Origin of the sequence: Methylocystis rosea (assembly GCF_003855495.1) — a bacterium.
Taxonomy (GTDB): Bacteria; Pseudomonadota; Alphaproteobacteria; order Rhizobiales; family Beijerinckiaceae; genus Methylocystis; species Methylocystis rosea_A.
This window is the reverse complement of the sequence record NZ_CP034086.1, coordinates 562,709-586,129: the sequence shown is the minus strand read 5'-3', so window position 1 is coordinate 586,129 and position 23,421 is coordinate 562,709. Positions and strand designations below refer to the sequence as shown.

Annotated in this window: 23 protein-coding genes; 10 read left to right on the top strand and 13 right to left on the bottom strand. The window is 62.8% G+C overall.

Annotated elements, in window-relative coordinates:
- The first annotated feature begins 82 nt into the window (after positions 1-82).
- Together lpdA and EHO51_RS02710 are read left to right on the top strand one after the other, a co-directional pair.
- Complete coding sequence (gene lpdA / locus EHO51_RS02715; protein ID WP_124737593.1) at positions 83-1,507, top strand: dihydrolipoyl dehydrogenase; 1,425 nt, start codon at positions 83-85, stop codon at positions 1,505-1,507.
- A 76-nt stretch (positions 1,508-1,583) separates the two neighbouring features.
- The gene (locus EHO51_RS02710) at positions 1,584-2,150 is read left to right on the top strand and encodes a hypothetical protein (RefSeq protein ID WP_124737592.1); all 567 of its coding nucleotides are present in this window, start codon (positions 1,584-1,586) and stop codon (positions 2,148-2,150) included.
- A 302-nt stretch (positions 2,151-2,452) separates the two neighbouring features.
- Here the strand turns inward: EHO51_RS02710 and EHO51_RS20440 are convergent, their stop codons facing one another.
- On the bottom strand, positions 2,453-2,596 hold the full coding sequence (locus tag EHO51_RS20440) for a hypothetical protein (protein ID WP_018407452.1): 144 nt from the start codon (positions 2,594-2,596) through the stop codon (positions 2,453-2,455).
- A 237-nt stretch (positions 2,597-2,833) separates the two neighbouring features.
- On the bottom strand, positions 2,834-3,445 hold the full coding sequence (locus EHO51_RS02705) for a L,D-transpeptidase (RefSeq protein ID WP_018407451.1): 612 nt from the start codon (positions 3,443-3,445) through the stop codon (positions 2,834-2,836).
- A gap of 278 nt (positions 3,446-3,723) precedes the next feature.
- On the opposite strand from EHO51_RS02705, the gene EHO51_RS02700 reads away from it, so the two are divergent.
- Positions 3,724-4,626, top strand: coding sequence for a histone deacetylase family protein (locus EHO51_RS02700; protein ID WP_124740015.1), 903 nt, complete (start codon positions 3,724-3,726; stop codon positions 4,624-4,626).
- 90 nt (positions 4,627-4,716) lie between these two features.
- Here the strand turns inward: EHO51_RS02700 and ykgO are convergent, their stop codons facing one another.
- From ykgO to queC, 3 genes are all read right to left on the bottom strand, one after another.
- Positions 4,717-4,842 (bottom strand): type B 50S ribosomal protein L36, encoded by a 126-nt coding sequence (ykgO, locus tag EHO51_RS02695; RefSeq protein ID WP_018407448.1) that lies wholly within the window; start codon positions 4,840-4,842, stop codon positions 4,717-4,719.
- Positions 4,843-5,192: 350 nt separating this feature from the next.
- Entirely contained in the window at positions 5,193-7,481 is a 2,289-nt protein-coding gene (locus tag EHO51_RS02690) for a TonB-dependent receptor (RefSeq protein ID WP_124737591.1), read from the bottom strand.
- 126 nt (positions 7,482-7,607) lie between these two features.
- Complete coding sequence (gene queC, locus EHO51_RS02685) at positions 7,608-8,351, bottom strand: 7-cyano-7-deazaguanine synthase QueC (RefSeq protein WP_124737590.1); 744 nt, start codon at positions 8,349-8,351, stop codon at positions 7,608-7,610.
- Positions 8,352-8,483: 132 nt separating this feature from the next.
- Between queC and EHO51_RS02680 the strand changes: the two genes are divergently transcribed.
- Genes EHO51_RS02680 through kdsA form a run of 3 tightly spaced genes read left to right on the top strand, consistent with a single transcriptional unit; the run spans position 8,484 to position 10,585 of the window.
- Positions 8,484-9,095, top strand: a complete 612-nt coding sequence (locus EHO51_RS02680) for a glutathione S-transferase family protein (RefSeq protein WP_124737589.1) — start codon at positions 8,484-8,486, stop codon at positions 9,093-9,095.
- Positions 9,095-9,736: a uracil-DNA glycosylase family protein gene (locus EHO51_RS02675; RefSeq protein WP_124737588.1), complete on the top strand. Its 642-nt coding sequence runs from the start codon at positions 9,095-9,097 to the stop codon at positions 9,734-9,736. The genes EHO51_RS02680 and EHO51_RS02675 overlap by 1 nt, the downstream gene beginning before the upstream one ends.
- A gap of 12 nt (positions 9,737-9,748) precedes the next feature.
- A complete protein-coding gene (gene kdsA / locus EHO51_RS02670) occupies positions 9,749-10,585 on the top strand; it encodes a 3-deoxy-8-phosphooctulonate synthase (RefSeq protein WP_124737587.1) in 837 nt (278 codons plus the stop codon).
- Positions 10,586-10,612: 27 nt separating this feature from the next.
- Here kdsA and EHO51_RS02665 read toward each other — a convergent pair whose 3' ends face one another.
- From EHO51_RS02665 to EHO51_RS02650, 4 genes are all read right to left on the bottom strand, one after another.
- A complete protein-coding gene (locus EHO51_RS02665) occupies positions 10,613-10,963 on the bottom strand; it encodes a hypothetical protein (RefSeq protein WP_124737586.1) in 351 nt (116 codons plus the stop codon).
- A gap of 83 nt (positions 10,964-11,046) precedes the next feature.
- A complete protein-coding gene (locus EHO51_RS02660) occupies positions 11,047-11,736 on the bottom strand; it encodes a Crp/Fnr family transcriptional regulator (protein ID WP_245434715.1) in 690 nt (229 codons plus the stop codon).
- 63 nt (positions 11,737-11,799) lie between these two features.
- A complete protein-coding gene (locus EHO51_RS02655) occupies positions 11,800-12,189 on the bottom strand; it encodes a type II toxin-antitoxin system VapC family toxin (RefSeq protein ID WP_124737585.1) in 390 nt (129 codons plus the stop codon).
- On the bottom strand, positions 12,186-12,455 hold the full coding sequence (locus EHO51_RS02650; RefSeq protein WP_124740013.1) for a type II toxin-antitoxin system Phd/YefM family antitoxin: 270 nt from the start codon (positions 12,453-12,455) through the stop codon (positions 12,186-12,188). Before EHO51_RS02650 ends, EHO51_RS02655 begins: the two co-directional genes overlap by 4 nt.
- Before the next feature lie 123 nt (positions 12,456-12,578).
- Between EHO51_RS02650 and EHO51_RS02645 the strand changes: the two genes are divergently transcribed.
- On the top strand, positions 12,579-13,652 hold the full coding sequence (locus EHO51_RS02645) for a HoxN/HupN/NixA family nickel/cobalt transporter (RefSeq protein ID WP_124737584.1): 1,074 nt from the start codon (positions 12,579-12,581) through the stop codon (positions 13,650-13,652).
- Here the strand turns inward: EHO51_RS02645 and EHO51_RS02640 are convergent.
- The 3 genes from EHO51_RS02640 to EHO51_RS02630 all read right to left on the bottom strand — a co-directional run bounded on the left by EHO51_RS02640 (position 13,573) and on the right by EHO51_RS02630 (position 16,684).
- Complete coding sequence (locus tag EHO51_RS02640) at positions 13,573-15,276, bottom strand: adenylate/guanylate cyclase domain-containing protein (RefSeq protein ID WP_124737583.1); 1,704 nt, start codon at positions 15,274-15,276, stop codon at positions 13,573-13,575. The genes EHO51_RS02645 and EHO51_RS02640 overlap by 80 nt on opposite strands.
- A 107-nt stretch (positions 15,277-15,383) precedes the next feature.
- Positions 15,384-15,845, bottom strand: a complete 462-nt coding sequence (gene queF, locus EHO51_RS02635) for a preQ(1) synthase (protein WP_109027341.1) — start codon at positions 15,843-15,845, stop codon at positions 15,384-15,386.
- A gap of 62 nt (positions 15,846-15,907) precedes the next feature.
- The gene (locus EHO51_RS02630; protein ID WP_124737582.1) at positions 15,908-16,684 is read right to left on the bottom strand and encodes a hypothetical protein; all 777 of its coding nucleotides are present in this window, start codon (positions 16,682-16,684) and stop codon (positions 15,908-15,910) included.
- Between the two features lie 239 nt (positions 16,685-16,923).
- On the opposite strand from EHO51_RS02630, the gene eno reads away from it, so the two are divergent.
- Together eno and EHO51_RS02620 are read left to right on the top strand one after the other, a co-directional pair.
- Positions 16,924-18,207 carry a phosphopyruvate hydratase gene (gene eno / locus EHO51_RS02625; RefSeq protein WP_124737581.1) on the top strand — a complete coding sequence of 428 codons (1,284 nt, stop codon included), beginning with the start codon at positions 16,924-16,926 and terminating at the stop codon, positions 18,205-18,207.
- 242 nt (positions 18,208-18,449) lie between these two features.
- On the top strand, positions 18,450-21,158 hold the full coding sequence (locus EHO51_RS02620) for a valine--tRNA ligase (RefSeq protein WP_124740012.1): 2,709 nt from the start codon (positions 18,450-18,452) through the stop codon (positions 21,156-21,158).
- Here EHO51_RS02620 and EHO51_RS02615 read toward each other — a convergent pair.
- Complete coding sequence (locus EHO51_RS02615; protein ID WP_124740011.1) at positions 21,155-21,898, bottom strand: phosphodiester glycosidase family protein; 744 nt, start codon at positions 21,896-21,898, stop codon at positions 21,155-21,157. The two genes, EHO51_RS02620 and EHO51_RS02615, sit on opposite strands and share 4 nt — an antisense overlap.
- A 230-nt stretch (positions 21,899-22,128) precedes the next feature.
- Between EHO51_RS02615 and ribB the strand changes: the two genes are divergently transcribed.
- Positions 22,129-23,256, top strand: a complete 1,128-nt coding sequence (ribB, locus tag EHO51_RS02610) for a 3,4-dihydroxy-2-butanone-4-phosphate synthase (protein ID WP_432431919.1) — start codon at positions 22,129-22,131, stop codon at positions 23,254-23,256.
- Positions 23,257-23,421 lie beyond the last annotated feature (165 nt).

Sequence of the window (23,421 nt, the reverse complement as noted above, 5' to 3'; positions counted from 1 at the left end):
GGCGTTTAGCCGAAGTTCATCTCGGATGCGTTCATCTAAGAACGGATCTTGGAAGCGGCCCCATATTTGAATTGCGGATGACATGACCTACGATCTTATCGTGATCGGATCCGGTCCAGGCGGTTACGTATGCGCGATCCGCGCGGCGCAACTTGGATTGAAGACGGCCGTTGTCGAGAAGGATTCGACGTTTGGCGGCACATGCCTCAATGTCGGCTGCATTCCGTCGAAGGCGCTGCTCCACGCTTCACATATGTTCGAAGAAGCCGCGCATGGATTGGCGCCGCTTGGCGTCATCGTCGATCCGCCGCGCCTCGATCTTGCGGCGATGATGAAGCACAAGGACGACACGGTTGGCGCGAACGTCAATGGCGTCGCCTTCTTGTTTAGAAAACACAAGATCGAGTCGTTTCGCGGCGTCGGCCGGCTGAAAGGCGCCGGGCAAGTCGAGGTCGCGAGCGCGGACGGCGCGGTTCAGACGCTGGAAACGAAGAACATTGTTCTCGCCACCGGCTCGGCCGTCGCGCCGCTGCGCGACGCCTCCGGCGCGGAGATTGCGGTCGACGAAAAGCTGATCCTTTCGTCGACCGGCGCCTTGGCCCTGGGGAAGACGCCGAAGCGGCTGGTCGTCGTCGGCGCGGGCGTCATCGGACTCGAGCTTGGATCGGTCTGGCGGCGGCTGGGAACGGAAGTGATTGCGATCGAATATCTCGATCGCATTCTACCGGGCTTCGATCTCGAGATCGCCGCACGCTTTCAGAAGATCCTCGAAAAACAGGGCTTCGAATTTCGCCTCGCCTCCAAGGTGACAGGCGTGCGGCGCGAAGGAACCGGCAAGGCTGAGCGCGCTGTCGTCTCCTATTCGTCGGTCGATGGCGCGACATCCGACACGATCGAGGCCGACGCCGTGCTCATCGCCACGGGCCGCATCCCCTTCACGCAGGGCCTCGGACTCGAGGACGCCGGCGTCGCCATGGAGCGCGGCCGCATCGTCATCGACGAAGGTTTCGCGACCAATGTTCCGGGAGTCTACGCGATCGGCGACGTGGTGCGCGGGCCGATGCTCGCCCATAAGGCTGAGGACGAAGGCATCGCCGTCGCCGAAATCCTTGCGGGACAGGCGGGGCATGTGAATTACGGCGTCATTCCCAGCGTCGTCTACACGATGCCGGAAGTCGCGGCGGTCGGCATCACCGAGGAAGAGGCCAAATCCGGAGGGATCGAGGTCGCGATCGGCAAATTCCCCTTTACCGCCAATGGCCGCGCGCGCGCGATGCGCGCGACCGACGGTTTCGTGAAGATCATCGCCGACGCGGCGACCGACCGGGTGCTCGGGGTCCATATTGTTGGCGCCGCGGCCGGCGAATTGATCGCTGAAGCTGCCGTGCTGATGGAATTTTCCGGCTCGGCGGAAGATCTCGCGCGCACCTGCCACGCCCATCCGACGCTCTCGGAGGCGATTCGCGAGGCGGCCTTCGCCGTCGCCAAACGCGCCATCCACATTTGAGCTGGCGGTCCATGTCGCCGTCGTGATTCCCGCCGCGCGCTGGCGCTAGCGCCCGCCGCATGCGAGAGGAAGACGTATGGAAAATTGGAAGCAACGCCTGAGGGAGGCGTTCTGGTTCACGCTCGCCGTCCTCTTTCTGGTCGAAACCTGGCTGTGGGATCATTTCAGCGAATGGCTGCACGATCTTGGACGCGCGCTTGGGCTTGAACGTTACGAGCAGCAGTTCAAGGACTTCGTCGCGACGCTTACGCCCCTAAAAACATTGGCGATATTTATCACGCCAGCGTTCGCGATTATCCCGGCCAAGCTGGTTGGTTTTGAGTTAATCGCGCATGGTCATGTGTTCACGGGACTTTTGGCGATCCTTCTCGCCAAAACGCTGGCGCTCGGCGTCATGTCGTTTCTTTTCGACATCTGCCGGGACAAGCTGATGCAGATCGACCGGTTCCGTCAGATCTATTCAATTGTCCTCGAGATTCGCGCCTGGGCGGCCAGACTGGTCGCGCCGTTCAAGCAACGCGCCTATGAGGCCGCCGACGCGATGTGCGGGCGAATAGAAGCGTTCATCGGCGTTGAAGCAGGCTCGCTGACGCGCAGCATCGCGCGCATGCGCGAACTGGCGCGTCAGAAACGGTCCGCCTGATTATTCGCAGATTGCATATCCAAAGCAAAAATCGTCGCCGTTAGGCGACGGTCCGGAGAGAATGGTCGTGGCGCTTGCAACGCCTGCCGCGAACAGGAACAGCATCAAAACGTACAAAACCAAATTGCGCATGACAGGCCCAGCCTTCCGCCTCTCGCTGCAACAGTTATAAAAACTTGAAAGGCGCGGCGCTCCGAGTCTCCGCTCTTTCGAGCATTGATTTTGGGCACGCCGGCCTTTCAGAACAGAAACGCAAATGTCGCGCGCGCGTTCCACGATTTGCGCGACAGAAATGAAAATTTTTACTGGCAAATCGCATAGCCGTAGCAAGGGTCCGAGGGTTTCGCTTGCGCCGACGACGCGAGGTAAGCGCCCGCGCCGGCGACTTCCAGCAAGAGAATGCTGACCACCAGGACTAAGCAGCCCATGCTTGTCGTCGGACGCATAACCAATCCCCCTCTTCGATCGCCCGCACCCTGCGAACATCCGCGACATTAAGGTCCGCTTTACCAAGGCGCCGTGCGAGAGCGCACACGGGCGAATGCCGGGGCGGGGCGTCGAAAAACCTCGGTCTACTCGGGCGCGCGCGGAGCGACTGCGCCCGGAAGCCTATGGCAAAAAAGACGACGCCCTCGCGCGCTGGGCGGAGGGCGTCGCAGGAAGCTTGATAAACGGGCGAAGCCTTAGAGGACGACGACCTTGGTGCCGACCTTCACGCGGTTGTAAAGATCGATCGCATCGATGTCGCGCATGCGGATGCAGCCCGAGGATACGGCCTGTCCGATCTTGTCCGGCTCATTGGTGCCATGGATACGATAGAGCGTATCCCTGCCGTTCTGATAGAGGTAGAGCGCGCGCGAGCCGAGCGGATTGTCGGGACCGCCCGGCAGACCGCCGGCGTCCGCCGTCGGCTGGAGATGCGGCCAACGCTCGAGCATGTCTTTTGGCGGGATCCACCGCGGCCATTCCTGCATGCCGCCGACATAGGCCCGGCCGGTGAAGGCCATCGCGTCCTGACCGGTGGCGACGCCGTAGCGCACGGCCTTTCCGCCCGGCAAGACATAGTAAAGAAATTTCGAGCGGTTATCGACGATGATCGAACCGACGGGCTCATTCGTCTTATAATCGACGAGGTAGCGTTCATATTGCGAACTCACCCCGGCCTTGGGAGCAAGCGCCATGAATTCAGCGTCGCGGCCGTTAAGCCTCGGATCGGGAAGAGGCGTCCCCCCGTTGCAACCCGCCAAAAAGACAGCGAGAAGCGCTGACGCCGCTGTCACATATCTGAAACTCATTTCAGGCACTCCTTTCCGCCGCAAAACAGTTGTTACGATTTTCTTATCATGAACTTTGGCGCTGGGATCACGTCTTCCGAATTATTCCCTTACTGTTGCGCCGGCGCCACGCTAACCGGCGCGGCCCCGCGCTTGAGCTTTACTGTTTCTTTTTCATGGACAGGAGGCCGCGGAAGGCCGAAAATCCTTGCGTTGACTGGCGTAGCGTCGCCCGCTTGGATTGCGTCGCAGCATTGAAAACCCTCCTCATCACACATGAATGCGGGCTTCTTCATGAGATGGGTCCGGGCCATCCTGAAGCGCCGGAACGGTTGCGGGCGATCCAGCGCGGATTGGAGCACGCGCGATTCGCGTCCCTGACCCGGATGAATGCGCCCGAAGCGCATGCGGAATCCCTGCAACGCGTCCATCCGCAATCCTATCTTGCCGCCCTCGAGCGCGCCGCGCCGCACGAAGGCTATTCGGCGCTCGATAGCGATACGCTGATGTGTCCGCAAACGATCGAAGCGGTGTGGCGCGCCGCCGGCGGCGCCGTCGCGGCAGTGGACGAAGTCATGTCGGGACGCGCCGACAACGTCTTCGTCGCCGTCCGCCCGCCAGGGCATCACGCCGGCGCGCACAATCCGATGGGGTTTTGCTTCGTCAATAATGTCGCCGTGGCCGCGCGCCACGCGCTGGCGGCGCATGGGGCGGAACGGGTGGCGATCGTCGACTTCGACGTCCATCACGGCAATGGCACGCAAGAGATTTTCTGGGCCGACGACAAGGTGCTGTTCTGCTCGACGCATCAGGCGCCCTTTTATCCAGGCACGGGCGGGCGCAACGAAACCGGCAACCATGACAACATCGTCAATGCGCCGCTCCTCGCCGGTTCGACCGGGGACGCCTTTGGCGAAGCGCTCGCCGACCGAATCCTGCCGCGGGTGCGCGATTTCGCGCCAGATCTGATCCTGATTTCAGCGGGCTTCGACGCCCATGAGCGGGATCCGCTCGGCGGCCTGCGGCTCCGCGAGACGGACTTCGGCGATGCGACCAAACGGCTGATGGACATCGCCGACCGTCGTTGCGGCGGCCGCATCGTCTCAATGCTCGAAGGCGGCTATGACGTCGACGCTCTCAGCCGCAGCGTCAACGCGCATGTGCTGGCGCTCATGGGCGTTGCGGAAGACGGCGGCGTCTAACGCGGCGGCACGCGATTTAGAAGTGCAAAAGGGCCGCGAGCTGACGCTCCGGCCCTCTTCATGCGTCTGGATCAACAGGCGTGGCGGAACTCAGCCTTGGCGAGCCTTATAGCGCTTTTGGACCTTGTTGATGATGTAGACGCGGCCTTTGCGGCGCACGATCTGGTTGGCGCGATGGCGCGAACGCAGAGATTTCAAAGAGTTGCGGACTTTCATCGATCTCACCCCGGCAATAGTGAACTGGCCGGGATACGCCCAGCGCTTCGTTGGCCCCGCCTATGCCCTATTTCGCCCCGGCGATCAAGCCGAAACGCCTCAGGCGCCAAGGCACTAGGGTGAAGGATTGTTTACCTCACCCTCATCCTGAGGAGCCGCCCGCAAGTCGGGGTTTACCCGACTTGCGGATTTAATGTCGATCTCGGGCAGGCCCGAGATCGAAGGCGGCGTCTCGAAGGACGAGGGTGAGGAAAATACGCGAAAACGGGCTTCCTCGTCCTTCGAGACGCGTGCTGCGCACGCTCCTCAGGATGAGGAAGCCCTTTACCCGATCGCTCTGCCTTAGGCGCTCAAAACCGCGCATTCGCGAAAAACCGCAGATTCGCGCCCGGGAGCAGCACCTCATCCTTGCGGAAAGAGACGCTGTTGCGGATGTCCTCGTTGAGGAGATTGTCGCCGACGAGTCCCAGCCGCAATTCGCGGCTCAGCGGATCGCCCGGATCGAGCAGCATGCGGTAGCTGATTTCGGCCTTCAGCAGATTATAGCCCTTCGTTGGCGTTTCATTGGTCAGGTCGATGTTGCGCTGCGCGAAGGCGTGCAAAAAATTGATCCGCAGCAGCCAATTCGAATCTCGCCAGAACAATCCGCCGCCGAGCCGAACGGGCGGGATGCGGGGGACGTTGCCGCCGCCCACGAATGTCGCCCGCACCACGTCAAACTGCTGCTCCGCCCCAAAAACGCCGCCTGCCAGCGGCGCGACGTCGAGTTGGCTTTGAAACTCGCCGCCCCGGAAGAGCGCATTGCGCTGCGAATAGATCGCCTCGCGCAGATCGCCCTCGCCTTCCAAGGCGCAGCTCGCAATGTCTTCCTCGCAGACCGCGCCGGTGAGATTGCGAAAGATAAATCCATCGAAGCGCGTGAGGTAGGCTGTCGCCTCGAAACGGAATGGACCGACTGGGCGGCGCAGGCCGATTTCGATGGTCTTCGCCCCTTCAATTCGAAGATTCGGATTGCCGATGTCGAACGTCCCCGTCGCTTCATGGATCCCGCGCGAAAAGAGCTCGGGCGCGCGCGGCGCGCGTTCGACATATTGGGCGGTCAGGCTGGCGACGACGCCTTGCGGCAGATCCTGGAGGAACCCAAAGGCCCCGCTCTTTGGCGTGAAATTTCTCATGCGGGCGACTTGCAGCGCCGGATCAGCGAGGGGTTCGGGAAAAGCGCCGGAGACCAGGAGTTCGGGAAATGCGCCGGAGACGGTCGCGTGTTCGATGCGTCCGGCCAGCTGCATTCTCGACGTGTCGGTCAGTCTGAATTCATTGAACCAATAGCCGGCGACGCTTCGCGTCCGATTGGGGTCGAAGAGCCCGCCCTCGCGTCCGGGCGAGGTCAGGATCTGATGCATGCCCTGCACGCCGAAGGCGCTGGTCAGAGTCGCGAAGGACAAATCGACCGGGCGAAGCTGCGTTTCGACCCGCGCCTCGAGATCCTTGTTGGTGAAGGTCTGCTGAACGCCGTCGAAGCCCCCCTCATTGGCGAGTTCATGGTGCTTGTAGTCGGTCAGACCCGCCCAGAAGCGGACCGCTTCGATATAGGCCGACTGCGGACGGAACTCGCCCTTGGTCGTCACGCGCGTCTGGCGAAGTTCGATGCGCGTATTGGTCTCCGTCGGCTCGATGCCGGGGATGCGATAGCGCGAGTTGAACTGCGTCACCGCGACGCCGACGAAGCCGCCGTCGAAGAAATAGGAGCCGCCGACCGAACCGCCGGCCGAGCGCATTGACGAATTGGGCTGGCGTCCGAACACCGGCGGCGGCGGATCCGGCAGAAAAAGATAAGGATAGCCGGGAATAAGGTAGTCGCTGCTGCGGCGGCCATGGACATCCATGTGGAAGGCGACATTGCCTCGGCCAACGTCGAGCAGCGTCGCGTTTTCCAACCCATTGTCGACGGTCATCACCGCGCCGCGAGTCTCGATGACCGAGCAACCCTCCGTCTCGGCCGTCGGGATGAACGCAAGACGACACGGCAAGGCCGTGGGAATGCGGTTGTTTTCGACGTTGACGACGCCGCCGATCGCTTGCGACCCCCAGCGCAGCGTCGCGGGGCCGCGCACCACCTCGACCTGGCTCGCGGCGACGGGATCGAGCGGTACGGCGTGGTCCTCGCCAAGCTCCGAGACGCCGCTGTTGCTGACGCCATTTTCCTGGATGCGCACCCGATAGTTGTCGAGGCCGCGCACGATGGGACGGCTCGCCGCGCCGGGCGCGAAGGTCGATCCAGTGACGCCCGGCTTGGCGAAGAGCACGTCGCCAAGCGTCGCGCCCGGCGAGCGCCGCAGCTCTTCATTGGTGACGACCGTGACCGTCGCGAACTGATCGGCGACGATGGGAAGGACGCCTTGCGGCGCCACGGCCGGTTCGCGCGGCTCGGCTCCGCTCGGGCCGGCGACGCTGCGGTTGCGCCCGCCGGGCGCTGGGGGAGTCTGTGGCGCGGAGACGATCTTGGCGCGCTTGATCGGACTCACGGAGCCGACTTCAATCGGCGGCAAGGCCTGCTGAGCCAAGGCGCTCGCAACGCTGCTGAAAATCCCGACGACGGCGCCGCCGGCCGCTGCGCCGACCAAAACGCTCTTCCTCATGGACGCCCGCTCTCGCTAATAATGTTATAACATAACATATCCGAGGCGGACTGAGCCGTGTCAATACGCTGTCGCTCAGCGTGAGCAGGTCAGCGCCGACTGTGGCCTCGACGCCACACTCGAAGATCAGAAGGTCTCGGCCGCCGCGCTCGTCTGTCCGGCGCGATAGTTCTCCCAGCCATGCGCGCGCAGCTTGCAGGCGGGGCATTCGCCGCAGCCATAGCCCCAGTCGAAGCGGCGGCCCCTCTCGCCGAGATAGCAGGTGTGGGTTTCTTCGACGATGAGCCGCACCAGCGCTTCGCCGCCGAGCGATTCCGCCAGTCGCCAGGTCGCCGCCTTGTCGATCCACATCAGCGGCGTATGGATGGCGATGCTGCGGTCCATGCCGAGACTGAGCGCCTGCGCCATGGCGCGGATCGTCTGGTCGCGGCAATCGGGATAGCCCGAATAGTCGGTCTCGCACATGCCGCCGACGAGATCGGCGACGCCGCGGCGATAGGCGAGCGCCGCGGCGAAGGTCAGAAACAGCAGATTGCGCCCCGGAACGAATGTGTTGGGAAGCCCGTCGGCGGCGAAGGCGATCTCCGCGTGGCGCGTCAACGCCGTCTCGGAAATCGCGCCGAGCGCTTCGATCGAAATCGTGCGATCTTCGCCGAGCCGCTCGGCCCAAAGCGGCGAGAGGCGAATAAGGCCGTCGCGTAGCCCCGCGCGGCGCGAGAGCTCGACGCGGTGGCGCTGGCCGTAATCGAATCCGACCGTCTCGACGCGCTCGAAGCGCGACAGCGCCCAGGCGAGGCAGGTCGTGGAATCCTGCCCGCCGGAAAACAGCACGAGCGCGGCGGCAGGTTGAGTCGGGAGATCGTTCGTCATCGCGCTTAACTTAAATCATGGCGCTAAAACTGCGAACCGCCGCTGACGGGCGGGCGCGTATGGAAAGTTTTCAGAGCCGCCCTCACCAATCGCAGCAAAGCCCCCCATATCGAAACCCGAACCGAGACCGACATGCTGCTTTACAATACGCCGCTGGCGCCCAATCCCAGACGCGTCCGCATTTTTCTGGCTGAGAAAAACGTCACGATTCCCATTCGCGACGTCAACCTCATGACGCATGAGCACAAGCAGGAGTCCTATGCGGCGGTCAATGCGCTGGCGGAGGTTCCGGCGCTCGTTCTCGACGATGGCGCGACGCTCACAGAGTCGGTGGCCATCTGCCGCTACATCGAGTCGCTATATCCGGAGCCGCCGCTCTTCGGGCGGAACGCGCGCGATCAGGCCTTTGTCGAGATGTGGCAGCGCCGGGTGGAATTCCGCCTGTTCACGCCAGTCGGACTCGCGTTTCGTCATAGCCATCCGGCGCTCGCGAAACTCGAGTCCCCGCAGCTCCCGCAATTGGCCGAGCATCAGCGGCCGCGCGCGCAACAGATGATGCGCTTTCTCGATGGCGAACTCGCCGCGCGGCGCTTCATCGCCTCGGACGACTTCACCATCGCCGACATCACCGCGATTGTGGCCATGGATCTGACGAAGCTCGCGCGGGTCGAGATTCCCAAAGACCTGCCGCATCTTTCGCGCTGGCGCGCGGACGTCTCGGCGCGTCCGAGCGTCGTTCCCTGATGCGGCGCGTGTCGGGCAGGAAACTCGATGAGATCACGGCGCGCATCCGCGCCTGCCGCGTCTGCGCCGAAACGCCCGAGGGCGTAAAGCTGCCGCATGAGCCGCGCCCGGTGTTGCGCGTCTCGCCCACCGCCCGGCTTCTCCTGGGAAGCCAGGCGCCTGGTAATCTCGTCAATCAGACGGGAATTCCCTTCAACGATCCTTCCGGCGATCGGCTGCGCGACTGGATGGGCGTCGATCGCGAGACCTTCTATGACGTCTCAAGTATCGCCATCGTGCCCATGGGCTTTTGCTTTCCGGGTTACGACGCCGCCGGCGGCGACCTGCCGCCGCGCCCCGAGTGTCGCCCGCGCTGGCACGACGGGCTATTCGCAGCGCTGCCGCGGATCGAGACGATCGTCGCGATTGGCAGATATGCGCAGGACTATCATTTCGCGCGTCTCGGCCATGCGCTGCCGAGGGGCGCGAGCGTCGCAGAGATCGTCGCGCGCTGGCGCGAGTTTCAGAACGCGAAACCTCTGATCTTTCCCCTCCCCCATCCATCCTGGCGCAATATCGGCTGGCTGAAACGCAATCCATGGTTCGAAGCCGAGGTCTTGCCGGCGCTGCGCCGAGAAGTCGCGCGGCTGATCAAAACGTGAGACAAGGCGCGCGTGACGAGAGTTCTCATTGGAGATGGCGCGCGCCGCGTTGCCATCGGCGACGACCTGCCTTTGACGCTGATCGCCGGCCCCTGCGCGCTGGAGAGCCGCGATCTGGCGCTCAAGGTCGCTGAAGAGCTTGCCCGGCTCGGCGAGCGACTGAAGATCGGCGTCGTCTTCAAGGCGTCCTACGACAAGGCGAACCGCACCAGCGGAGGCGCGTCGCGGGGCGTCGGCCTCGACGCCGCGCTGCCGATCTTTACTGAAATCAGAGAGAAGACCGGCTTGCCGGTGACGACCGACGTGCATGAAGCTGGGCAATGCGCGCGCGTCGCCGAGGTCGTCGACCTCTTGCAGATTCCCGCCTTCCTCTGCCGGCAGACCGACCTCATCGTCGCCGCGGCGAAAACCGGACGCCCCGTCAATATCAAGAAGGGGCAGTTTCTCGCGCCGTGGGACATGGTCCACGCCGTCGAGAAAGCGCGTGAGGCCGGCGCCGCCGGCGTCCTCGTCACCGAGCGGGGAACGAGCTTCGGCTATAATGCGCTCATCGCCGACATGCGCGCGCTGCCGATTCTAAAGGAGACCGGCGCGCCTGTCGTCTTCGACGCGACGCATGCCGTGCAGCAGCCGGGCGGACAGGGGACGTCGTCGGGCGGCGAGCGGCGTTTCGTTTCAGCGCTCGCCCGCGCCGCGGTGGCGGTTGGGGTCGCGGCGCTTTTCATCGAAACTCATCCCGATCCCGACGCAGCGATCTCGGACGGCGCGACGCAAATCCCGCTTGGGGCGCTGGAGGCAATGGTCGAGGAATTGATGGCGTTCGACCGTCTGGCGAAGGCGCGTCGCTGATACGAATTGGGCCGATCCATTCGCTGCCTAACCCGCCTCCGCGTAATCCGTCAGCCAGCCGACAGCGATGATGACAAGGCCCATGCCGGCGAAAAAGGCGAAGGCCGGCTTGACGCTGAAAATATCAGGAAGAAAAGCGACGGCGATGAGCGCCGGGCCGACGATCCTCTCGACCCAGCCATGAAGCGCAAAGGCCAATCGCCGAAAGACGCCGAGCGGAAATTTCGTCACGAGCGTCATCGCCAAGTGCACGCCCGCAAGCAGCCAGGCGAGCTTCGCCGGCAGGCCGCCGAAGCCAAGCACGGCTGGCGCGGCCAGGAAAATCAAAACCGTCAGATAGTCGAGATAGCCATGCAGCCGCGCCGTCAGTGGTTTCATTGTGGTTTCTCCGCATTAGCGGCGCGGATCGGCCGCCTTCTCCTCTCGTTAGGGCGCGGCGCAGAGGCCGTCTGTCATCTTGATTACAGATCGCGGCCATTTTCCTTCGCGAGGGATCGCAGCGCGAGGTGATTGACGCAGATGAGGTCGCGCCGATAGTCGAGCGCCCCCCGGCGCCGCAAATCGTTCATGATCCGCGTCACGACTGGGCGGCTCGCATGGACGAGATCGGCGATGTCCTGCTGGGTGAGCCTGATCTCGAGCGAATAGCCATGCGGGCAAGGCGCGCCAAAGGTGAGCGCAAGCTCCCCCAGCGTCTCGGTCAGCCGCGCAGCGACTGACTTGGTCTGGCGGTCGATCAGCCGGCGCTCGGCGCGTTCCCGCGACGCCTCCAGTCCAGCGCTCAGGAAGCTCGAGAACGATGGGCTTTTCGCGAGGAGACGGGCCACGTCCGAAGGGTCGAACATCAGGACGCACGTTTCGCCGATGGCGCTTGCGGCATGCGCAGAGGCTCGCCCTGGCGAAACGCGCCCGAAGAGTTCGCCGGCGCCCGCGATGGCGAGCGTGATCTGCGCGCCGCTTTCCGCGACATGCGAAAGCCTGACGACGCCCCGCATCAAACAATAGAGAAAGCCCGGCTCCTCGCCTTGCCGATACAGCGTTTCGCCGTCGGAGAGCTCCGCTTCCCGCAGCGAAGGCGCGCAGAGCCGCCACTCGGCGATATTCTCTTCCGACAGCATGTCGTTCCCCGGCGCTTCCGCCTGACCGCGCATCCTATCAAAATCGAAGCTGCGCAAACCATCTTGCTCAAGAGACCGGCTGGCGAAGGCGATCCGCTAAGCCTTGCGCGCAGCCAACGGATGGTCGAGAAGCGCGCGATCAATCGTCACGAGACGCAACGCCTCGATTTTGCATTGCGCCAGCAACAGGCGATCGAACGGGTCGCGCGTGTGCGGCTCAGGTTCGACCGCGACGAGCGCATGCCGCGCGTTGATTGAGATGACCTCGATCCCCATCGCTTCCAGCAGTTCGGGAAGCATCTCAAGATTTATCGCGAGTTCGAGTTTGCCCAGTCGCCACTTGATGGCGATCTCCCAAAGACTCGCGACGCTGACGACAAATTCCGCATCTTCATTCTTCAGCAACAACTGCACGTGCGATCCGAAGTCGGCGACACGGTTTTCGATCAGCGCCAGCAGAATATGCGTGTCGAGCAGCAGCCTCATGCATCATCCGGCAGCGGGCGCAGCAGGAAATCTTCCGGCAAGGGCGCGTCAAAATCCTCAGCGATGAAAGTGACGATGGACTGGAGGTCGTGTCGCTTCTTGAATTCGTCGACGGCGTCGAGCCGCAATCCGCGTTTAGGTTGATGAGGAACCAGATCGAACACCGGTTTCCCATTCCGCGTCACGACGATCGTTTCGCCCTTCTCGACCTGTCGAGCAAGTTCGGTCAGGCGATTTTTCGCGTCTTTGATCGAAACAGTCGTCATAGGTCCGATAGTGGCTACTCGTAGCCACTCAGTCAAGCGTTCGTCCCTCCTCCCGCTGACCACTGTATGAACTTTCATAATTAAGCGATTACGCTAGAATGGCGCATTGCTCAGGCGGGGGTCATGGCGCTCAATCCTTTCGACGACCAAGGCGAAAATTTCAAAGCCAAGGCTGTGGCGACCTATGGCGTGATTATCGCGGCGAATGTCTTCGCCTGGACTTGGGCGTGGACGGCCTTCTCCGATCGGCCGGGCCTGATGGGAGCGGCCGTTCTGGCCTTTATGTTCGGACTTCGCCACGCCTTCGACGCCGATCACATCGCCGCCATCGACAATGTCGTTCGCAAATTGATGCAGGACGGCAAGACGCCCTATTCGGTCGGATTTTTCTTCTCGCTCGGCCACTCCACCTTCGTCACCCTCGCTTCGGTCATGATGGCGGCGGCGGCCGTGGCCATGCAGGGCCAGGCGCGTGACTTTCAGGCCCTTGGCGGCGCCATCGGCACGATGGCGTCTGCTTCGTTCCTCATTGTCATCGGCCTTGCAAACCTGCTCCTGCTCAGGGGCATCTGGTCGGCCTACAACCGCGCCCGACTGGGCGAACCGGTGCTCGAAGCGGACCTCGACCGTCTGCTCAACGGTCGAGGCTTGTTCACCCGGGTTTTCCGCCCGCTGTTCCGCTTCGTGTCGCGGTCATGGCACATGTATGTCGTTGGATTTCTGTTCGGATTGGGCTTCGACACGGCGACCGAGATCGGCCTGCTCGGGATTTCGGCGGCGCAGGCCGCGCAAGGCATGTCATTTTCGACGATTCTGGTGTTTCCGGCCCTGTTCACCGCCGGCATGACCTTGATGGACACCACGGATAGCCTCGTGATGACCGGAGCCTACGGCTGGGCGTTCGACGATTCGCTGAGGAAACTTTGGTACAATCTGGTGATGACCGCGATGTCGGTGATCGTCGCCATTTTCATCGGCGGCGTCGAAGCGCTCGGCTTGATCGGCGATAAGCTCGGCTTCGAAGGCGGCCTTTGGCGCCTCATTCAAGGGCTTAACGACAGTCTCGCCAATTTCGGCTTTGCGATCGCCGCGATCCTGATCGCGAGCTGGCTCGTCTCTATGCTCTTCTATCGAAGCCAGGGACAAATGAAGGCGTATCGCGGCGCAGTCGGGATGGACTATCCGGCGCGCCGCTAGGAGTCGTGAACTCCAGAATTCCCGGCATCTGCGTCTTTTTGCCGATCAGGAAGAACGAGCGCGTCGCCTCTTTGCCCTTTAATTCGACGGTCCCGCCGTCCAGGAATACGTAATCGTCGCTGAGACGCACCTTCACCGCTTCGGAAACGTGAATCTTGTCGGGCTTGGAAGTCGATTCGAATCGGCTGGCGACATTCACGACATCGCCCCATAGATCGTAGGAAAATCGTTTTTTTCCGACGACGCCGGCCGCCACCGTGCCGGTGTGCACGCCCATGCGCATTTTGAGCGGGTAAGAGAGCCCTTCCGCGAAATTCATGATGAAACTTTGCGCGTCCAAAGCGAAGTCCGCGATATGCTGACAGTGCAACGGGTCCCGGTTCGGAACTCCGCCGACTACCATGTAGCTGTCGCCAATCGTCTTGATTTTTTCGACGCCGTGCTTTTCGACCAGTTCGTCGAATTTCTCGAAGAGGACGTTGAGCATGTTGACGGTGGCATGCGGACCAAGCTTTGCCGAAAGTTCGGTGAAACCGACAATGTCGGAGAAAAATACCGTAACTTCAGGGAAAACTTCCGCGATTGTCTCCTCTCCGCCACGCAGTCTTTCGGCGATCGCGGCAGGAAGAATGTTGTGGAGCAGCTTTTCCGAACGGGAGCGTTCGATCTCGAGGTCCGACAAGGCTTTGCCCGAAAGCTTTATCTTGTCTTCGAGCTTGTCGAACGCGACGTTCAGATTTGCAGCCATCGTGTTGACGGTGGTGGCGAGTTCGCTGATCTCGTCGCTTCCGAAGACCGATGCTTGAGCCGCCAGATTTCCCGAGCCAATCTCGCGAACGACCGACATGAGATGCGACGCTCGAACCGCGAAGCGGTTGCGCAAAAAAATCAGGGACAGAACAACCACGCCAAACAATCCGATATTCAAGTAAGAGTTGGCTTCAAACAATTGGCTGGCGAACGCCTCTTCCAGCGAAATTCGTCCCGCATATCTCTGCCGAATCAAGTTCTGCATCTGCGCAATTCTCAGAGTCAGATCTCCATTGAGCTTGCGATATTCATCGCTAAACAGCAGCTTTGTCGCTAAAGCGCGATCGGGCTTGCCCTTGCGGGAATAGGTTCCAGCGCCATCATCGAATTCGCCATCCACCGCATGCATTGCGGCGCGTTCGATCGCGACGACTTTTTCCAGGAAGCTTCGTGCTTCCTTCAGCTTGTTCAATTCATGCGCGGTGACATTTTGGCTTAGGAAGCGCTCTTCGATGGAAACTGCGCCCTCGCTTTTCTTCTCGGGCGGCGGAATGATTCCGCCATTCACGAGATCCCAATAGCCAAAGTTATAGTCCTTCGGCCGAGCGGTTTCGCCGTTGAGAATAGCCCCGATAATGTTGTACCACTCAACGCGTCTCGAATCGTTGCTGGAGATGTAGCCTCGCGCAAAGCGAGTCTGCCACTGCGAGGAAAAAACCAAATCCTCGGCAAGCGTGGTCAAGGATTGCAATTCGCGGTGCGATGTCTCCAGATCCTTCTGAGCTTTTTCCAGAAAAACGCCCAGCGCCAAATTGCCGCCCGCGAGAGCGACGAGCAACAGGAAGAAGATCGAGAAAAACGTCCGAAGCTTCATGTTCTCTGGGTCCCGCGATCGGACGGTCTCTTTGTCAGGAGACCGCTGTGACCCATAGGTGATTTACTGGTTGAGGCACAAGGTTCGACCTTGGGGGGACCCAACGTCTAGCCTCGCCCCCGGTAGGGCGGCACGCCCTGGTCCGGAAGCCATAGCCCCTCCGGCGGCGCGCCGGTCTGCCAGAAGACGTCGATCGGCATGCCGCCGCGCGGATACCAATAGCCGCCGATGCGCAGCCATTTCGGCGTCATCGCCGCAACGAGATCGCGCGCGATCCGCAGCGTGCAGTCTTCGTGAAAGGCGCCGTGGTTTCGGAAACTTCCAAGGTAAAGCTTCAGCGCCTTTGACTCGACCAGCCATTCGGCCGGGACATAGTCGATAACGATATGCGCGAAATCAGGCTGTCCCGTCACCGGGCAAAGTGAGGTGAACTCCGGCGCGGTGAAGCGCACGAGATAGGTCGCGTCCTTATGCGGATTGGGAACGAGATCGAGTTCGGCCTCGTCCGGCGAAGCCGGCAGCGCGGCCATGCGGCCGAGCAGCGCGGCGCCCTTATGCGTCTTGGTCATGGCGTAACTTGGTCATGCGCGTAACAAAGGCGCGATCGCCGCCGCGTCAAGCGCCAAACGGCTCACGGGTCGCGCGAGTCGGGACATTCGCCCGCGCGCAAAGTGATCGGATGCGCCGACATCCAGCCGGAGAGAAGGCGATTCTCGGGGCTCTCCAGCGCCTTCAGCATTTCGACGCGCACCATTTCGAGCCATTTCTCGCGCCTGTCCGGCGTGTTCATCTCCGCGGGCACGGCGATTTCGAGGGCCTTCACCGCGAATTGATAGGGCAAGGTGTTCCAAAAGGCGACGCCGCCACGGTCGAGCATCGCCGAAACGTCTTTTTCGGGGATATGCGCGATCTGCTCCTGTTCTTGGATCGGCACGGCGCCCGACATCCCGCTTCTGGGCGCTACGATCGCGACGCCGTTGCGATAAAAGCGATTCTGCTTCACGCCGCTGCGCGCCGCGATCAGATTGCCGCCGATGACAAAGCTGGCGCGTGTGCTGTCGAGCGCGCATTTCAACGTACGGTCGAAACAATGGCCGGCGCCGACCATCAGCGCGCTGCATCCGGTTTCGACCCAGCGCGCGAGAGTTTCCGGCTTGACGTCGAGCACATAGGCAAGGCCAGGCATGTCCTCATGCTGATATTCGCACCGCTGCACGAGGCTCGCCGGCCAGCCCAGAAAATCTTCCTGCGCCGGCGCGCAATTGCCTCGGACGGGAGATTTCTCCAAAGTCGCCTTGGCGGCGGCGACGTGCTCCGGCGATTGAGCCCAAGCGCTGGCCGGACTGCAAAGCCCAAAGCAAAGGGTGAACACGACGCCACGCGCGAATCGCGTTGTGCTTAGAGCCATCCGAACCTCCCGCCGACCGTCGCGCTTGGCGGCGAACGTCCGCTCATTAATCAAGCTCAAGGATAGGGAGGTCCCCTCCCCAGTCAACGGATTTCACCGGCGCGTCTCGCCGCGGCGCAGCACAGATCCCGCAAAAGCCCGCAGCGGACGCAGAACCTTTTTACGGCTGAGGCTTTTCCGGACGGCGCAATAGGTCTAAGAAGTCGCGCCGCTCCGCGCCGCATCATGAAGAGGCATCCATGACCGAGATCGTCGACATCCACGCCCGCGAAATTCTGGATTCTCGCGGCAACCCGACCGTCGAGGTCGACGTCACCCTGGAGGATGGATCATCTGGACGCGCGGCGGTGCCGTCCGGCGCCTCGACCGGCGCGCATGAAGCAGCGGAAAAGCGCGATGGCGACAAGTCTCGCTATCTCGGCAAGGGCGTGCTCACGGCGGTTGACAACGTCAACGACGAAATCGCCGGCGCGCTGCTCGGCTTCGAAGCTGAGGATCAGGTCGCCCTCGACGAGGCGATGATCAAGCTCGACGGGACGCCGAACAAGTCGCGGCTCGGCGCCAACGCCATTCTCGGCGTCTCGCTCGCGGTCGCCAAGGCGGCGGCCGAGGCCTCAGCGCTGCCGCTCTATCGCTACGTCGGCGGCGTGCAGGCGCGGGTTCTGCCGACTCCGATGATGAACATCGTCAATGGCGGCGTGCATGCCGACAATCCGATCGATTTCCAGGAATTCATGATCATGCCGACCGGCGCGCCGAATGTGCGCGACGCCATCCGCTGGGGCGCGGAGATTTTCCACACGCTCAAGGCGGCGCTCAAGAAAGCCGGCCTCAGCACCTCGGTCGGCGATGAAGGCGGCTTCGCGCCCAACCTTCCCTCCGCCGAAGCGGCGCTCGACTTCATCATGAAAGCGATCGAGACAGCGGGCTTCAAGCCCGGCGTCGACGTGCATCTGGCGTCAGACTGCGCCGCGACGGAATTCTTCAAGGACGGCAAATATGTCTATGAAGGCGAGGGCGTGACGCGCTCGATCGACGAGCAGGTCGCCTATCTCGCCAAGCTCGCCAGCGCCTATCCGATCGTGTCGATCGAGGATGGCATGGCCGAAGACGATTGGGAGGGCTGGAAGAAGCTCACCGATGCGATCGGCGACAAAGTTCAGCTCGTCGGCGACGATCTGTTCGTCACCAATGTCGTGCGCCTCAATGAGGGCATCAAGAAGGGCGTCGCAAATTCGCTGCTCGTCAAGGTCAATCAGATCGGCACGCTGACCGAGACTCTCGCTTCGGTCGAGACCGCGCATCGCGCCGGCTACACCACCGTCTTCTCGCATCGCTCCGGCGAGACCGAGGATTCGACCATCGCCGATCTCGTCGTCGCGACGAACAGCGGCCAGATCAAGACCGGCTCGCTCGCCCGCTCCGACCGCACCGCCAAATACAACCAGCTCATCCGCATCGAGGAGGAGCTGGGCGACGCGGCGATCTACGCCGGCAAAGGCGCGCTCAAGGCGCTGGCGTAACGCCGAGTGAGTTCAGCCGCTTCGGCATACTTATATCGAGTCAGGACGTTCGAATCCCTCCCCCTTGCGGGGAGGGTGGCGAGCGTAGCTCGCCGGGTGGGGGAAAACCCGCAAATCCCGCCGACTTCGACGAACAAGCTTTCTTTGCTTATAGAACCCCACCCGGCCCGGCTTCGCCGGTCCACCCTCCCCGTAAAAGGGGAGGGATCAGCGCCCTTTCTGGCTCCGCTCGCCCGATGACCATGGAAAAAACCTTCGCTCCCGCCTCGATTGAATCGCGCATCCGCGACGCGTGGGAAGAGGCGCAAGCCTTTCGCGCCGGACGGCCCGAACGCGCGCAGGCGGCGCCCTATTCCATCGTCATTCCGCCGCCGAACGTCACCGGCAGCCTGCACATGGGCCATGCGCTCAACAATACGCTGCAGGACATTCTCGTGCGCTATCGCCGGATGAAGGGCGACGACGTGCTCTGGCAGCCGGGCACCGACCACGCCGGCATCGCGACGCAAATGGTCGTCGAGCGCCAGCTCATGGAGCGCCAGGAACATCGCCGCGAACTCGGACGCGAGAAATTCGTCGAGCGCGTGTGGGAATGGAAGGCGGAGTCCGGCGGCAAGATCGTCGAGCAGCTGAAGCGGCTCGGCGCCAGCTGCGACTGGTCGCGCGAACGCTTCACGCTCGATGAAGGACTCTCGCGCGCCGTCGTCAAGGTCTTCGTGCAGCTCTATCGCGACGGCCTGCTCTACAAGGATAAGCGTCTCGTCAATTGGGACCCGGCGTTGCACACTGCGATCTCCGATCTCGAAGTCCAGCAGGTCGAAGTGAAGGGCCACCTCTGGCGCTTCAAATATCCGATCGTCGACGACGCTGGGAACGAGACCGGCGAATATATCGTCGTCGCCACGACGCGCCCCGAGACGATGCTTGGCGACACGGCGGTCGCCGTGCATCCGGAAGACGAGCGCTATACGGCGCTCGTCGGCAAGCGGGTGCGTCTGCCATTGGTCGGCAGGCTGATCCCGATCGTCGCCGACGAATATTCCGATCCCGAGAAGGGCACCGGCGCGGTGAAAATCACCCCGGCGCACGACTTCAACGATTTCGAAGTCGGCAAGCGGCATGGCCTGCGGCTCGTCAATGTGCTCGACCCGCAGGCGCAGATGATGCTTGCGGCCAGCGCCGAGTTTCACGAAGGCGTCGACCCTTCTCCCGAACTTGCGGCGACGGTCTCCGCGCTCGACGGGCTCGACCGTTTCGCGGCGCGCAAGCGCGTCGTCGAAATGATGGAGGCGCGCGAGCTGCTCGAGGGCGTCGACGACCATAAGCACATGGTCCCGCACGGCGACCGCTCGGGCGCGGTGCTCGAGCCGCGCCTCACCGACCAGTGGTATGTCGACGCCAAGACTCTGGCGCAGCCGGCGCTCAAAGCCGTGCGCGAAGGCCGCACGGCTTTCGTGCCGAAGAATTGGGAAAAAACCTATTTCGAGTGGCTGGAGAATATCCAGCCCTGGTGCGTGTCGCGTCAGCTCTGGTGGGGTCATCGCATCCCCGCCTGGTATGACGAGGACGGCAACGCCTATGTCGAAGAGACGGAAGACGCGGCGCTTGCGGCGGCGCGCGCCAAACGCGGCGATGGCGTGACGCTCACGCGCGACGAAGACGTGCTCGACACCTGGTTTTCGTCCGCGCTCTGGCCCTTCTCGACTCTCGGCTGGCCGGAGAAGACGCCGGAGCTCGCGCGCTATTATCCGACGAGCGCCCTCGTCACCGGCTTCGACATCATCTTCTTCTGGGTCGCCCGCATGATGATGATGGGCCTCTATTTCATGGACGAGGTCCCCTTCCGCGACGTCTATATCCATGCGCTCGTTCGCGACGAGAAGGGCGCGAAGATGAGTAAGTCGAAGGGCAATGTCATCGATCCGCTGCGCCTCATCGACGAATATGGGGCCGACGCGCTGCGCTTCACGCTCGCGGCGATGGCGGCGCAGGGACGCGACATCAAGCTCTCGACGCAGCGCGTCGAAGGCTATCGCAATTTCGCGACGAAGCTGTGGAACGCCTCGCGCTTCGCCGAAATCAACGGCTGCGCGCGCGTGTCCAACTACGATCCGCGCGCCAATCAGATTACGCTCAACCGCTGGATTATCGGCGAAGCGGCGCGCACGGTCGCGGACGTTAGCGCGGCGATCGAAGCCTATCGCTTCAATGACGCGGCGAACGCCGTCTATCGCTTCGTCTGGAGCGTCTTCTGCGACTGGTATGTCGAACTCGCCAAGCCGCTGCTGCAAGGCGCCGATGGCGCGGAAAAGGACGAGACGCGCGCGACGACCGCCTTCGTTCTCGACCAGATTTATGCGCTGCTGCATCCCTTCATGCCCTTCCTCACCGAGGAGCTTTGGGCGATCAAGGGCGCGGAGGGTCCCAAGCGCGAGACGATGCTGGCGCTCGCCAGTTGGCCGTCGCTCGAAGGACTCGAAGATGCGGAAGCCGAAAGCGAGATCGGCTGGGTCGTCGACCTCATCTCCGAGGTGCGCTCGCTGCGTGCGGAAATGAATTTGACCAGCGAGACGGAGCTGCTGCTGATCGGCGCAGACGACGCGCTGAAAGCGCGCGCGACGCGCTGGGATGAGACGATCCGCAAGCTCGCGCGCCTCTCGCACATCGGCTTCGCCGAGGCGGCGCCAAAGAGCAGCGCCCAGATCATCGTGCGCGGCGGCGTCGCCGCCATGCCGCTCGAAGGCGTGATCGACCTTGGCGCCGAACGCGCGCGGCTGGCGAAAGAGATCGGCAAGCTCGAAGGGGAGGTGAAGAAGCTCGACGCCAAACTCGCCAATGAGGGCTTCCTCGCCAAGGCCGAAGAAGAGGTGATCGACGAGCACCGCGATCGGCGCGAAGAGACGGCGGCGCGCGTCGAAAAACTTAATGCGGCGCTTACGCGACTGAGCTAGCGGTTCGCCTTCTCGACCACCCCAAGGATCGGCCCCATGGTCGGCGCGAAACGGTCGTGACGCGAGAGCGACGGCGCATAGAGCGCCGACGCCGAGCCGCCATCGAGAAAGAGCGCGTCGGGGCAATGCAGGCGATCGCGAAAAAGCAGCGCGAATTGATGAAACGTCACGGGCTGGTTGGAGATCGCGAAGCGCGCGATATGGCCGTCCTCGACGCAGACGCCGTTGCGAAATTTCTGCGACATGCCGTTCCCATGAATGCGCGGATGAATGCGCCCGCCGATGACGAGCATCGGTCCCGATTGCGAGGCGAATTGCGCCCGCTGCGGGCTTTTTAAGAAGCGCGCGGTCTCGGTGACGCCGGCGCGCCCATCATTGACCCAGAACACGCCATTGGGCTTCAGATGGAAGTTGCCGGCGCCCGGGCGCGTATTGGCGCCGTTGAGCGTGCGGCCGTTTTCGACATAGAGGCCGACCGGCGTGCGGTCCTCCGCATACATGCCGGCGTTCATCGCGAAAACGAGCGTTTCGCCCTTATTCGCCAATCCGTCCGCCAGCCGTGCGAAAGAGCCATAGATTTCGCCTTTCTCGTCGCGCAGAAAGAGCCGAATGTCGCGCTTGCGCGCATCGAAGTCGCAAACTGTGTAGGCGGCGCCGCCCTCCTCGATATCGGCGCAAGGGCTTGCGCCCGCGCGCGCTGGCGGCGATAAGAACGCCAGCGCGGCCGCGACAGCCGACATCCCCAAGAAACTTGAGTTCACGCGCGTCTTCAATTTCGCGTCGAGCAACCGAGTCTCCTTTCTTCCTGGCCCTGGGCCATGTCATTCCCGGCAGACGACGGCCTGATCGAAACTCGAGCGCGCCGTCAGGAACGCTGGTCTTTATTCCGATCGCACGCCGCGCGTCGGGAATGACAATTGCGAAAGCTGCGCAGCCGCCCGTTTGAAACGTCGCTGCGGCAAGGCTAGATATGCGACGCAGGCGCCGCAAGCGGCGGGTTCCGGAGATCTCATTGTCCCATTCCATCACTGAAGCCGTCGAGGCCGTAGCCCGAGGCGAAATCGTCGTCGTCACCGATGACGACGATCGCGAGAACGAAGGCGACCTCGTCGTCGCCGCGTCGCTCTGCACGCCCGAGAAAATGGCCTTCATTATCCGCCATACGAGCGGCATCGTCTGCGCGCCGCTCACGCTCGAGGAGGCGCGCCGTCTGCATCTTGCGCCCATGGTCGCGGAAAACGACGCGCCGCTCGCCACGGCCTTCACCATTACCGTCGATGCGCGCCACGGGCTCACCACCGGCATTTCCGCCGAGCAGCGCTGCAATACGGTGCGCGCGCTCGCCAACGGCAATATGGGCGCGAGCGACTTCGTGCGGCCCGGCCATGTCTTCCCGCTGATCGCCAAGGACGGCGGGGTGCTGATGCGCTCCGGACATACGGAAGCCGCCGTCGATCTGTGCAAGCTCGCCGGCCTGCCGCCGGTCGGCGTCATCTGCGAGCTCGCCAATGACGACGGCACGGTGATGACCGGACGCCAGATCGAGGAATTCGCGCGCGCGCATAATCTCAAACTCGTGTCGGTTTCCGATCTTATCGCCTTTCGGCAGGCGCGCGAAAAGCTCGTCGAACGCGTCGCGACGTTTTCCGTCCAGACAGAGGCCGGGGAAATGATCGGCCACGCCTATGTGACGCCTTTCGACAGCGTGCAGCACTTCGCCTTCGTGCTGGGCGCGATCGGCGACGGACGCGACGTGCCGACGCGACTGCATCGCGCCGATATTCTCGCGGATGTGTTCGGTGGCGCCGACACGATCAAGAAGACGCTGCATCGCTTTGCGCGCGAAGGGCGCGGCGTGCTCGTCTATCTGCGCGACGGCGCGGCGGGTGTGCCGGCGAATATCGTCGGACGGGGCCAGGAGGAGAATGCCGAAGAGACGCGCAAGCGGCAGTGGCTCGACGTCGGCCTCGGCGCGCAGATCCTGAAGGACCTCGGCGTCTCGTCGATCCGGCTGCGCTCCTCGTCCTCTAAGCCCCGCGCTTTCGTCGGGCTCTCGGGCTTTGGAATCGAGATCAGCGCGGTGGAGCCAGTGGAGTGAGAGTTGCGCACGCTGCACAAAATTGAGCGGCGTCGACCGTGCCACCCTCCCCTTGAGGGGGAGGGTCGGCGTGAAGCGCCGGGGTGGGGTGAGGCGACGTCCCCAGTCTTTGTCGTTGAGGCCCTCCGCTCGACCATCTGCTGTCTCTCGCAAAACCACCCCACC

Bases quoted from the DNA above. Each gene is read 5' to 3' on its own strand.
- lpdA (WP_124737593.1), top strand. From the start codon at position 83: ATGACCTACGATCTTATCGTGATCGGATCCGGTCCAGGCGGTTACGTA.
- EHO51_RS02710 (WP_124737592.1), top strand. From the start codon at position 1,584: ATGGAAAATTGGAAGCAACGCCTGAGGGAGGCGTTCTGGTTCACGCTC.
- EHO51_RS20440 (WP_018407452.1), bottom strand. From the start codon at position 2,596: ATGCGTCCGACGACAAGCATGGGCTGCTTAGTCCTGGTGGTCAGCATT.
- EHO51_RS02705 (WP_018407451.1), bottom strand. From the start codon at position 3,445: ATGAGTTTCAGATATGTGACAGCGGCGTCAGCGCTTCTCGCTGTCTTT.
- EHO51_RS02700 (WP_124740015.1), top strand. From the start codon at position 3,724: ATGGGTCCGGGCCATCCTGAAGCGCCGGAACGGTTGCGGGCGATCCAG.
- ykgO (WP_018407448.1), bottom strand. From the start codon at position 4,842: ATGAAAGTCCGCAACTCTTTGAAATCTCTGCGTTCGCGCCATCGCGCC.
- EHO51_RS02690 (WP_124737591.1), bottom strand. From the start codon at position 7,481: ATGAGGAAGAGCGTTTTGGTCGGCGCAGCGGCCGGCGGCGCCGTCGTC.
- queC (WP_124737590.1), bottom strand. From the start codon at position 8,351: ATGACGAACGATCTCCCGACTCAACCTGCCGCCGCGCTCGTGCTGTTT.
- EHO51_RS02680 (WP_124737589.1), top strand. From the start codon at position 8,484: ATGCTGCTTTACAATACGCCGCTGGCGCCCAATCCCAGACGCGTCCGC.
- EHO51_RS02675 (WP_124737588.1), top strand. From the start codon at position 9,095: ATGCGGCGCGTGTCGGGCAGGAAACTCGATGAGATCACGGCGCGCATC.
- EHO51_RS02665 (WP_124737586.1), bottom strand. From the start codon at position 10,963: ATGAAACCACTGACGGCGCGGCTGCATGGCTATCTCGACTATCTGACG.
- EHO51_RS02660 (WP_245434715.1), bottom strand. From the start codon at position 11,736: ATGCGCGGTCAGGCGGAAGCGCCGGGGAACGACATGCTGTCGGAAGAG.
- EHO51_RS02655 (WP_124737585.1), bottom strand. From the start codon at position 12,189: ATGAGGCTGCTGCTCGACACGCATATTCTGCTGGCGCTGATCGAAAAC.
- EHO51_RS02650 (WP_124740013.1), bottom strand. From the start codon at position 12,455: ATGACGACTGTTTCGATCAAAGACGCGAAAAATCGCCTGACCGAACTT.
- EHO51_RS02645 (WP_124737584.1), top strand. From the start codon at position 12,579: ATGGCGCTCAATCCTTTCGACGACCAAGGCGAAAATTTCAAAGCCAAG.
- EHO51_RS02640 (WP_124737583.1), bottom strand. From the start codon at position 15,276: ATGAAGCTTCGGACGTTTTTCTCGATCTTCTTCCTGTTGCTCGTCGCT.
- queF (WP_109027341.1), bottom strand. From the start codon at position 15,845: ATGACCAAGACGCATAAGGGCGCCGCGCTGCTCGGCCGCATGGCCGCG.
- EHO51_RS02630 (WP_124737582.1), bottom strand. From the start codon at position 16,684: ATGGCTCTAAGCACAACGCGATTCGCGCGTGGCGTCGTGTTCACCCTT.
- eno (WP_124737581.1), top strand. From the start codon at position 16,924: ATGACCGAGATCGTCGACATCCACGCCCGCGAAATTCTGGATTCTCGC.
- EHO51_RS02620 (WP_124740012.1), top strand. From the start codon at position 18,450: ATGGAAAAAACCTTCGCTCCCGCCTCGATTGAATCGCGCATCCGCGAC.
- EHO51_RS02615 (WP_124740011.1), bottom strand. From the start codon at position 21,898: ATGTCGGCTGTCGCGGCCGCGCTGGCGTTCTTATCGCCGCCAGCGCGC.
- ribB (WP_432431919.1), top strand. From the start codon at position 22,129: ATGCGACGCAGGCGCCGCAAGCGGCGGGTTCCGGAGATCTCATTGTCC.